Raw genomic sequence first — 10915 nt, forward strand, 5'->3', positions numbered from 1 at the left:
CACCGAGCCTGAGCGAGGTGCCGAGTGGTGGGGCAAGAGCGTTTTGCTTACTTTTGCGCTTTTCAAAAGTGAGCCGCTGTAAGAGCGGAACCAATCGAAGCCATCACCCAAATAACGGATATGCCCCCCACCCCACGCCACTACAAATTCCGACTATGCCGATAATCGCTGACCGCCTCATACACCGCCTTACGCAACCGATTAATCCCCCCAATCGGCCGATGCGCCTCCACCCCGAACCACGGGTTAAACGACTGATTATCACAAGCCAGATTCAACGCCGGCGTATCAAAATCCTGCGCCGGAATCACCACCTTGGCCACCGTCTCAAACGGCGCATCGCTCTCCTTCCACTCAATGCTGGTGTCCTCGATCGGCATGAACTTCTGCGGATTCTGCCGCTGAATCTGCAACACAAAACACGCCGCCACCCGGTCAGTCGATAGTTGCTGATTCAACGCACTGCGCAAAAAGTTCGGCAGATCCTGATTCTGCTTGGGCAGCACATACGCAGGACAACCCTGGGGATCCGGCGCCACCCGAAACTTTGCATTCGCCGTCCCAAACCTATACGGCGACACCGAGAAGTAAGTCGTCTGCGTAGGACTCACCGGCGGCGGCGCCAACGTCGCCAGCGCAATAAACAGATGCCGCACCTGCCAACTGCGCGGATCCACCGAAGGGAAAAACGCCATGACCTTCTTGCCATCAGCCTGGGCCGAAACGTTCTGCGCATACTCCGCCACGTCACTGACAAAAAAGTTCGGATGGCTGAACATCACAAAATCCTGCTCACCCCGCGCCTGTTGATCCGCCAGCAACTGCTTGCCCGGTACATCCAGCAATTTGATCGCCATGCCCCGTGCATCACGGATGCTGTCGAACTGCGGATACGCATTGCCGTTGGACAGCCGCATCATCGCCTGCCAGGTCTTGCCCGGCTCGGCAAATACACCCTGGCGCAGGGCCGGGTCGAGGTCCGGCAGTACGCTGACCTGCGCCTTCACGCAACCATGGGCCTTGGCATGGGCATCGCGCAGGTAGCGTGTGCCTTCACGGTGCTGGTCGACGATGCGCACCGCGGTCTGGATGATGCCTTGGGTCATGGCGGCTTCCCCCGGCGGGATCTGTTCATCCGGCGACACCGGGCCGCTGTGCTGCCAGGCAAACCACAAGGTGGACAACAACCAGCCCAGCAGCCCCAGGCCCACCAGCCACAACAGGGTTTTGCCGAGAAACGCGCCGAGGCGCAGCCAAAGTCGAGCGAGCATTTAAAAATCCTTTTCTGCGAAGTCGGTGGGTCAGGGCAGTTGCTGTTCCAGCGGGCCGCCCAGCACTTTCAAATATTCCAGCAGCGCCCAGCGTTCCTGGGGCAGCAAGCCTCGGCCAATCACTCCGTTGCCACGCTGGCCGGCACGGAATTCGTGGCCGCTGTTGTGGTTGCCGGTGATGCGCGTATCGAACAGGAAGGCGTTGGGGAACGCCGCGGTTTGATAGCCCAGGTGACGCGGGTCGTATTCGAAGGTGCCTTTATAGAAGGTCGGGCTGCGCTCGTCCTGGGGCGAGAGCAATTGGTAGATCGTCGGCACCGAGCCGTTGTGCAGGAACGGCGGTGTCGCCCATACCCCGGCCAGCGGTCGTGCCTTGTAGGCGCGCAGTTCGCGCACGCCGATGGGCAGGCCGAAACCGTCCAGCTGTGGGCGTTCGGCAGGCGTTACGCCGGCGGCACGGTAGGCGTGGTCTTCGACAAAGGCGGTGATGTAGGCCAGGCCCTTGGCTGAAGAAATGCTGCGCAGGTCCAACGGTTCAGTGGGCGTGGGGTGCAGTTCGACGTTCATTTTGGCCAACTCCGCCGGGTCCCATTGCAGGGCGCTGAGGTCGAAGCGGTGGTCGGCGATGTTGCTGGCGGCAGTAGGGTCGGTGCCGATCACCTCCACCGGGAGCATTTTCAGTTGTCGCACCGGACGGCCATCGACCTGGGACACAGTCGGCACGTGGCAGCCGGCGCAGTTTTCTGCGAAGAGTGCACGGCCTTGGGCGGCCAATGGTTTGTCGATGGCGCCGAACAGGTCTTCCGGCCAGGTTGGCGGCTTGAGGCGTTGCAGGGTTTCTTCGAGGGTGCTCAGGTCGCGCACCCGCACGCTGGAGGGATAACGCGCGTCGCCCTTGAGCGGCTGGCCGGCGTTGTCGAAGAAGTCCAGCGTGGCGCCGACGCCCAGCGCTTCGCCGATATTGCGGGCCATGGGTTGCTGGGCCGAGCCGTTCCATTGCACCCAGTCGAAGGTCCAGATGTCCCACAGTTGCGGGTAGTCCACCGGTGCATTGGCGATACGATAGTTGTCCGGGGAAATGGCGTCGCCGAAGCTGGCGTTGGCAATGCGGCCAAAGGCGTCGGTACGGCCCGGGCCTTCTTCGGTGGGGTAGAGGCCACGGTGGGTATCGTTCCAGGCGACTTTCAGGAAGGTGTTCAGGGACTTCTTGAAGTCCTGGCGCAGTTGCGCGGCGTTCCGGTCGTCGTAGTCGTGGCCCAGGACGGTGCGGGCAAAGCGCTCGAATTTCCATGGGTTGTAGTAGGTCGAGGCGAGGCTGGCGACGAGCGCCTGGCCGAAGCTGCCGCCGCGCAGGGTCGGTACGCTGGAGGGCAATACATGTTGCGCCGGGCCGCCGTCGACACGCAGGCCCTGGCCTTTGAAGTTCAACTGGCCGGTGTGGCAGGCGGCGCAGGTGATGTCGAGGAACTCATCATTGCCGCCGGGGTTTTTGTGCCGGGTGAAACCCACCGGCAGGTTGCCGGGGTTCTGTGCAGTGGGTACCTGTTTGGGGTCTACCAGGAAACCGAAGCGCGCCAGGTATTCGGGCGTGGCGAAACGCTGCTCGGAGAACGGCAGTTCCAGGGCAGTGAACCAGTCATAGCGCAGGCCCTTGACCTGGGTGCCCTGGGGCGTGAAGTAGTACGTCTGGCGATCTGCGGCGCTCCATTGATCCTGGTAGTGCACCTGTTCCACCGGCACGTAGTCCGGCAGCTTCGGGTTGACCACGAAATAGAGCACCACCGCCAGGATCAAGCCCAGCAGTATGAAAATCAGCAGCAAAACACGGGAAAAAATGCGCAAGATAACTATCCTTGTCGAGTTGTGTCGTTCTTATGCCATCAGGCCAGCAGTGCGGCAAGTGGCCATGAGCGTGGTTCCAGCGGTCCTGCCTTCCGTTGCAGAGCCATAGAATGAATGAAAATGCTTTTAAACACGTGAACTTATCAGAAGTTTCCTGCTCACATGCCGGTAGCCATTGGTCGTGGCCGCCTGATAAGCTCGCGACTTTACTCGAATGCCCTTTTGGCACACGAACAAGGAAATAGCATGAAACAGCATCGGTTGGCGGCGGCGGTGGCCCTGGTTAGCCTGGTACTTGCGGGTTGTGATTCGCAAACCAGCGTAGAGCTGAAAACCCCGGCGCAAAAAGCTTCCTACGGTATCGGCCTGAACATGGGCAAAAGCCTTGCTCAAGAAGGCATGGATGACCTGGACTCCAAAGCGGTAGCCCAAGGCATCGAAGATGCCGTCGGCAAGAAAGAACAGAAGCTGAAAGACGACGAGCTGGTCGAAGCGTTTGCCGCACTGCAGAAGCGTGCTGAAGAACGCATGGCCAAGATGAGCGAAGAGTCGGCAGCCGCCGGCAAGAAATTCCTCGAAGAGAACGCCAAGAAAGACGGCGTTGTCACCACCGCTTCCGGTCTGCAATACAAGATCGTGAAGAAAGCGGACGGTGCCCAACCGAAGCCTACCGACGTAGTGACTGTTCACTACACCGGCAAGCTCACCAACGGCACGACCTTTGACAGCTCTGTGGATCGCGGCAGCCCGATTGACCTGCCGGTCAGCGGCGTGATTCCAGGTTGGGTCGAAGGCCTGCAACTGATGCACGTTGGCGAGAAGGTCGAGTTGTACATCCCGTCCGACCTGGCCTACGGTGCCCAGAGCCCGAGCCCGGCGATTCCAGCCAATTCCGTACTGGTATTCGACCTGGAACTGCTGGCCATCAAGGACCCGTCCAAGGCTGACGCGCCTGACGCACCGGCTGCCAAGAAGTAACCAGCGCCTGAACACACAACGCCCCGTCTCGACGGGGCGTTGTTGTTTCTGGCCTGTGTATAACTTTTCCAGTTGAATCCAGGCCACATTCAACCGAACCCACGCGGTCTAGAGCAGTCTGATAAAAGACTCGAGTGTGGCTAGACGCAGATCAACGCCAAGTCAATGAATTCTTGGGTTTTTTTTATGTGCGCAAAAAACGCCCGATCTGACTGCAGGCCTTGTATTACGTGGCTTTCAGCCTGGAAAATAGGCTCTGTTCACAAGGTTATCCACAATTTGTGTGGATAACCTTTTCTGTCGCCTGGAACTGGAGTGACGATGAAAGCCCCGTTTAATTTCACCCGCTTCCTGCCCATGGCCGCTCGCCTGCTGGGCCGCGGGCGCTTGCCCACGCTGTTGTTCGCGGTGGCCGCCAAAGGTTCGAGCCAGGGCAACCGGCTGGGCAAGCTCAAGGACGACCTCAAGCTGCTGCAGGCCTTGTGCCTGGCCTACTGGCGCGGCGAGTACCGGGCCATCAGCCCCAAGGCACTGATTTCGGTGGTGGCGGGGCTGATGTACTTCCTGAGCCCGATTGACGCGATCCCGGACTTTATCCCGGTGTTCGGCATGCTGGACGACATTGCCGTGCTGGCGTGGGTCATGAAGACCCTGGACGGCGAGCTGAGCGCTTTTCGCGCCTGGCGTGAGCGTCAGCGACCCGAAAAGCTCGCGGTGGTTGAGCGCCTTCCTGCGACCCCCCAACTGCTTGCGCAGGAAAATCCACAAAAAAACTGAACCTTGCGAATATCCCCCTGCGCTCTTTGTGGCTGTTAGGATTACACTCCTAAGGAAAGTACTTACGAAGTAAGTGTTGTGATCCTACGGGGCAGTCATGGATATTCAGATAATTACAAAGGATGGCGAACCCGAATATGCGGTTCTGCCATGGGCTCAGTATCAGGCGCTGTTAAAAGCCGCCGGTCAGCAACAGCCAACACCTCCTGCTTCGACCATCAGTCAAACCGCTGCCGAACCGGATCTGCGCCCCCTGGAGCAACTGCGAAGCCTGCGCGAGGCCAAAGGCCTGGCCATCGAGACGTTGGCTCGCACAGTGGGCATCAGCCCTTCTTACCTGGGCTTGATCGAAAGTGGTGAACGCCAGCCGGACGCTGCCATCCGCCGCAGCCTGGCTTGGGAATTGGGCGTTGCAGGTTGGAGGGACGAAACGTGAGCGTACGTATCAGCCGTCAACATTGGGATGGATTAATCAACGAACTGGACCAGGCGCGCCGACAGCGCCACCTCCTGACCTACCGCGCGTTGCTGGAGCGCCTGCAATTTCCCACGCCGGCCATGCAAACCCTGACGGCGGCGCTGGAACACCTGGCCGCGCTGGATGCCAAGGCTGACCAGCCACTGCGCAGTTCCCTGGTGATCAGCCAGGGTGCAAGCCGCTTGCCCCGTACCGGTTTTTTTGAATGTGTGGAGCGCCTTGGGCGCTTCTGCGGGCCGTCCGATGGCGTGGCTGCGGCGTCGTGGCACGCCTCGGAAGTGGTGCGGGTGTTTGAGTACGATTATCCCGAGTCTGCCGAAGCCTAGCGCTTGGTGTTACAGGGATTCCGGCTCTTCCAGCTGCAAGCTGTCGATCACATGAATGCTGTAGCCCGCCACGTTCTTCGCGTGGTGCTTGGCTTGGGAGGCCAGTTCCGCCAACTGGCTGGCATCGAGTTGTCCACAGGCCTGTGGATATAAATGCACCACGCCGATGGACAGCGACAGCAACGCAAACTCCTGGCGCACGCCCTGGCGGTTCAGCGCGACAAAACACCCCGCGTCCAGGTGCTCGCTGCGATAGAAGCGCCGGCACTGGGTGTGGAAGTCGTCCAGCAACTGGTTGAGCCGCTTGCGCCAATCCTGCGGGCCCAGCACCAGCAAAAAGTCATCACCGCCGATATGCCCGACAAAATCGCGGCTGGGGTCTACCCGGTCGTTCAGGCATTGCGCCAGGCACAGCAGCACTTCATCGCCGCGGCCATAGCCGTAGATATCGTTGAACGGCTTGAAACTGTCGATATCCACGTAGCAGATCACCGACTCTCGCTGTTGCTGCAACAGCCGCGTCAGGCACTGCTGGATCGGTACGTTGCCCGGCAATAAGGTCAGCGGGTTGGCGTAACGCGCCTGCTGGATTTTCAGCTCGGTAATCAGCTTGAGCACATCGATCACCCGGCCCAGTCCCAGGTAGTCGCCGTTGAGGGTGATGATGAAATCTTCCTCGATCCGCTGGCGCGCGCGGCTGGTAAGCAGGCGGCTGACTTGCTGCAGGGACTGGCTCAGCTCCACCGCGAGGAAGTCGTCACTCATCAAGCGGCTGATGGGCTTGCGGGCGAACAGGTCGGTGGCGAACGGCTTGAGCAGCGCGTCCGACAATGAGTGCCGGTGCACGATGCCGATCGGGTGGCCGCGCTCATCCAGCACTGCCAGGGAATTGAGATTGGCCTGGCGGCGGAAGGCCTCCAGCACCTGCGCCGTGGCGGTGTGCTGGCCCACGGCCGGATGTTCGTTGAGCAGGGCGCTGAGGTCGCTGCCTTCGTCGTTCAGTGCGACGTTGGCGCTGTCGGGTTTGGGCAGCATCAACCGCGCCTCCTGCGGCGGGTTTTCCTGGGGGCGGCAGAGCAGGTAGCCCTGCACCAGGTCGACACCCATTTCCGTGAGTACCGCCAACTCTTCAGGCAACTCGATGCCTTCGGCGATGACCTGTGCCCGGGAAGCCTTGGCGATTTGCAGGATCGAGCCGACAAACTCGCGCTTGAGGGCGTCCTGGTGGATGCCGTCGATAAAGTGCCGGTCGATCTTTACGTAGTCCGGACGCAACTCCGACCACAAGCGCAGGCTGGAATAACCCGCGCCGAGGTCATCCAGGGCAATTGAAAAACCCATGGCGCGGTAGTGATGCAGCGCGGTTTGCAGCAGTTGAAAATCGTCGGTCGGGGTTTGCTCGGTCAGTTCGATCACCACCTGGCTGGGCGGAATGCCGAAGTCGCTGAGCAGTTGCAACGTGCGGCCCGGCTGGTGCGCGGTTTCCAGCAGGGAATCAGGCGAGACGTTGAGAAACAGCTTGCCCGGCAGTTTCTGGTCGCTGAAACGCCGGCAGGCACTTTCCCGGCAAAGCATCTCCAGCTCGCTGAGTCGCCCGGCGTGACGGGCCACCGAGAACAGCGCGATAGGGGAGTGCAACGGGCTGTTGGACGGGCCGCGACTCAGGGCCTCGTAACCGACGACGCGTCGTTCAGACAGAGAAATGATCGGCTGGAACAGGCTGTGCAAACTGCCTTGAGCCAGGATTGAGCCCAATGCATTCAGCTGTTCGGTCATGGTCATGATTTTCTCGAGTCGAAAAAAAAGGACCTGCTTTGGCAGGTCCTTCATTTCACGACAGAATGATGTCTATTTGATGACACTCCGAGGAGCGTTCACATTAAATTGCCATCATTTACTGCTTCGCTACCGTCTTGCTGATTTTCAAGTAGTCCAGCAGGATGCGCCCGGTCTCGCTCAGGTAGGCATCATCTTCCGGCTTGGTTTTATCAGGCTCGGCAGCGATCGCGTCTTCGTCTTCTTTCTTCAGTTCCTTGAGTGGAGCTTCGCCTTTGGCCTTGCGACGGGCGTTCTCCAGTACCAGTTGCTGATTCTCGATGTCGGTGTGCTGCGCACGACGGTCGGCTTCGTTCAGGCTGACGGTTTTCTCTTCCATCAACTTCTTGGCCAGGGCCAGTTTGTCGCGGATGAAGATGAACTCGGCATCCTTGGCGGAGCGGGTTTCGTGATCCGTTTTCAGCTGGGCCACGTAGGGCTTGAACGGGTCTACCGCCGGCTTGATCGCAGGACGGATGGTGTCCCACGGCATGGCCTCAGGCAGGGCGCTCTCGCCGATTTCCTTAGTGTCGATGATCGACGGGAAATCGATATCCGGCAGTACGCCCTGATGCTGGGTGCTCTGCCCGGAAACCCGGTAGAACTTGGCCAGGGTCAGTTTCAGCTCGCCATGGTTCAGCGGCTGGATGGTCTGCACGGTGCCTTTGCCGAAGGTCTGGCCGCCGATGATCAGCGCACGGTGGTAGTCCTGCATCGCGCCGGCAAAAATCTCCGAAGCGGATGCGGAGAGGCGGTTGACCAGCAACGCCATTGGCCCTTTGTAGAAGGCACCCGGGTTCTCGTCTTCCAGCACGTCTACACGGCCGTCAGCGTTACGCACCAGCACGGTCGGACCCTTGTCGATAAACAGACTGGTCAGCTCGGTGGCTTCCTGCAGGGAACCGCCGCCGTTGTTGCGCAGGTCGATGACCACGCCGTCGACTTTTTCCTTCTGCAGTTCGGTCAGGATTTTCTTGACGTCGCGAGTGGTGCTCTTGTAGTCCGGATCGCCAGCGCGGAACGCCTTGAAGTCCAGGTAGAACGCCGGGATCACAATCACGCCCAGCTTGTAGTCCTTGCCATCCTGCTTGAGGTTGAGGATCTGCTTCTGGACGGCCTGGTCTTCGAGCTTCACCGCTTCACGGGTGATGGACACGATCTTGCTGGTCTGGTCGTTCGGTGCGTTGGTGTGCGGAATCACTTCCAGGCGCACCACGCTGCCTTTCGGCCCGCGGATCAGCTTGACCACTTCGTCCAGGCGCCAGCCGACCACGTCGACCATCTCTTTGTCGGCCTGGGCCACACCGATGATCTTGTCGGCCGGAGCGACCTGCTTGGTCTTGTCGGCCGGGCCTGCCGGCACCAGACGCACGATTTTCACCTGGTCGTTATCGCTTTGCAGGACGGCACCGATGCCTTCCAGCGACAGACTCATGTTGATATCGAAATTTTCTGCGTTATCTGGCGACAGATAATTAGTGTGCGGGTCGTAGGACATCGCGAAGGTGTTGATGTAGGCCTGGAAGATATCTTCGGCACGGGTCTGGTCCAGACGTGCCAGCTGATTCTTGTAGCGCTTGGTCAACAGCTCCTGAATGGCCTTCGGCTCTTTGCCGGCGATCTTCAGGCGCAGGACTTCATCCTTCACGCGCTTGCGCCACAGGTCGTCCAGTTCGGCTTCGGTGGTCAGCCAAGGAGCGTCCTTGCGGTCCACCAGCAAGGTCTCTTTCTTGGTGAAATCGAACTTGTCGACGCCCTTGTTCAGCTCACCAATGGCGAAGTCCAGACGCGCCTTGACGCGGTCCAGGTAGCGCTTGTAGATGGTGAAGCCGGGCTGCAGGTCGCCGCTCTTGAGGAAGTCGTCAAACTGCGTCTTCCACTTGTCGAATTCGGTGATGTCGCTGGCCAGGAAATAGCTGCGCGAGGGATCCAACAGCTTGAGGTAGCTGTCGTAAATGATCACCGAGCGAGCGTCGTCCAGCGGCGGCTTGCTGTAATGATGGCGCTTGAGCAACTCAACGACGTTAAGGCTCGCAATCACCTCATCGCGATCAGGCTGAAGGTTGTCCCAGCTGTTGGCTGCGAACGTATTGCTCGATAGCGGCAAAAGGCCGATACCAATAAAAAGAGCGAGGGCGGTGCTGGGGAACAAATGCTTCATGCTGATTCGACGCGGGGGCAATTGATAACGCATATTAGGCCGTCTTTGAAGTCGCCGGTTCCATATGGGCCGGTCGCATAATGCAAAAAGCCCGGCGCTACAGCAACGGGCTCAGTCCAGACTCACTATGGAGGCACTGTGAAAGCATTGCAAGGCGTTGAAGGTCATGTGGAGTGGCAAGAAGAGCCGAGTCCTACATGCGATGTAGGCCAAGTACGCATTCGTGTGGCGGCTGCGGGCCTGAATCGGGCCGATTTATTACAGCGTTCGGGGCTCTATCCGCCGCCTCCCGGTGCCAGCCAGGTGCTTGGCCTGGAGTGTTCCGGGGTGATCAGCGAAGTCGGCGCCGGTTCGTCGTGGCAGGTAGGTGATCGGGTTTGCGCCTTGCTGGCTGGCGGCGGGATGGCCGAAGAAGTGGTGGTGGATGCCCGTCACGTGTTGCCGGTGCCGGAAGGCGTGTCCCTGGCCGAAGCCGCCGGATTGCCTGAGGTGTACAGCACCGCATGGCTGAACCTGTTCCAGTTGGCCGGCCTCAAGCCCGGCGAGAAGGTGTTGCTGCATGCCGGCGCCAGTGGCGTGGGCTCGGCGGCGATCCAGCTGTGCAAGGCGTTTGGCAGCCCATGCTGGGTCAGCGTCGGCTCGGCGGATCGCCTGGCTTACTGTGAAGCGCTGGGGGCCCAGGGCGGTGTGGTACGTACCGACGGTATCGAGGGCCTGAGTGATTTTGGCCCGTTCGATGTGATCCTCGATCCGGTGGGCGGCAATTATGCTGCGCTGAATCTCAAGCTGGCGGCCCGTGATGGCCGTTGGGTGTTGATTGGCTTGATGGGCGGCCGTGAGGCACAGCTCGACCTGGCGCAGGTGTTGGCCAAGCGTGTGCAAGTGTTGGGTTCGACCCTGCGCAGCCGGGATGACCAGTTCAAGGCGGACCTGTTCAGTGACTTGAGCCAGCACGTATGGCCGCTGTTTGCCGAAGGCCGCTTGAGCCCGCAACTGGCCAGGACCTTTCCGATCAAGGATGCCGATGCCGCGTTTGCGGAACTGGCGACCAATCAGATTTCCGGGAAGCTGGTGTTGGTGATCGACGAAAGCCTGGTCTGATCTCAGCTGCGTCTATGTGTTGGGGCTGAGCTGGGGCGGGGGGCATAGCCGTTTTTTGGGTGAATTTTGATATTGGTTCCGCTCTTACAGCGGCTCACTTTTGAAAAGCGCAAAAGTAAGCAAAACGCTCTTGCCCCACCACTCGGCACCTCGCTAAGGCTCGGTG

Annotated in this window: 9 protein-coding genes; 5 read left to right on the top strand and 4 right to left on the bottom strand. The window is 59.9% G+C overall.

Annotated elements, in window-relative coordinates:
- Positions 1-140 precede the first annotated feature (140 nt).
- Together M2400_RS32895 and M2400_RS32900 are read right to left on the bottom strand one after the other, a co-directional pair.
- Complete coding sequence (locus M2400_RS32895) at positions 141-1271, bottom strand: catalase family protein (RefSeq protein WP_259201367.1); 1131 nt, start codon at positions 1269-1271, stop codon at positions 141-143.
- A 30-nt stretch (positions 1272-1301) separates the two neighbouring features.
- Positions 1302-3113, bottom strand: a complete 1812-nt coding sequence (locus M2400_RS32900; protein WP_177079402.1) for a di-heme-cytochrome C peroxidase — start codon at positions 3111-3113, stop codon at positions 1302-1304.
- 246 nt (positions 3114-3359) lie between these two features.
- On the opposite strand from M2400_RS32900, the gene M2400_RS32905 reads away from it, so the two are divergent.
- The 4 genes from M2400_RS32905 (at position 3360) to M2400_RS32920 (ending at position 5672) form a co-directional block, all read left to right on the top strand.
- A complete protein-coding gene (locus tag M2400_RS32905) occupies positions 3360-4091 on the top strand; it encodes an FKBP-type peptidyl-prolyl cis-trans isomerase (RefSeq protein WP_177047414.1) in 732 nt (243 codons plus the stop codon).
- Positions 4092-4412: 321 nt separating this feature from the next.
- On the top strand, positions 4413-4868 hold the full coding sequence (locus M2400_RS32910) for a YkvA family protein (RefSeq protein WP_169385881.1): 456 nt from the start codon (positions 4413-4415) through the stop codon (positions 4866-4868).
- A 97-nt stretch (positions 4869-4965) separates the two neighbouring features.
- Positions 4966-5304: a helix-turn-helix transcriptional regulator gene (locus M2400_RS32915; RefSeq protein ID WP_169385880.1), complete on the top strand. Its 339-nt coding sequence runs from the start codon at positions 4966-4968 to the stop codon at positions 5302-5304.
- Entirely contained in the window at positions 5301-5672 is a 372-nt protein-coding gene (locus M2400_RS32920; protein WP_010166435.1) for a hypothetical protein, read from the top strand. Before M2400_RS32915 ends, M2400_RS32920 begins: the two co-directional genes overlap by 4 nt.
- A gap of 9 nt (positions 5673-5681) precedes the next feature.
- Here M2400_RS32920 and M2400_RS32925 read toward each other — a convergent pair whose 3' ends face one another.
- The gene (locus M2400_RS32925; RefSeq protein ID WP_177047417.1) at positions 5682-7454 is read right to left on the bottom strand and encodes a bifunctional diguanylate cyclase/phosphodiesterase; all 1773 of its coding nucleotides are present in this window, start codon (positions 7452-7454) and stop codon (positions 5682-5684) included.
- A gap of 112 nt (positions 7455-7566) precedes the next feature.
- Entirely contained in the window at positions 7567-9648 is a 2082-nt protein-coding gene (locus M2400_RS32930; RefSeq protein WP_177047419.1) for a carboxy terminal-processing peptidase, read from the bottom strand.
- A gap of 138 nt (positions 9649-9786) precedes the next feature.
- Between M2400_RS32930 and M2400_RS32935 the strand changes: the two genes are divergently transcribed.
- Complete coding sequence (locus tag M2400_RS32935; RefSeq protein ID WP_259201369.1) at positions 9787-10749, top strand: zinc-binding dehydrogenase; 963 nt, start codon at positions 9787-9789, stop codon at positions 10747-10749.
- The last annotated feature ends 166 nt before the right edge of the window (positions 10750-10915 follow it).

The sequence above is a fragment of the Pseudomonas sp. BIGb0558 genome (assembly GCF_024807515.1).
Classification (GTDB): domain Bacteria; phylum Pseudomonadota; class Gammaproteobacteria; order Pseudomonadales; family Pseudomonadaceae; genus Aquipseudomonas; species Aquipseudomonas yamanorum_A.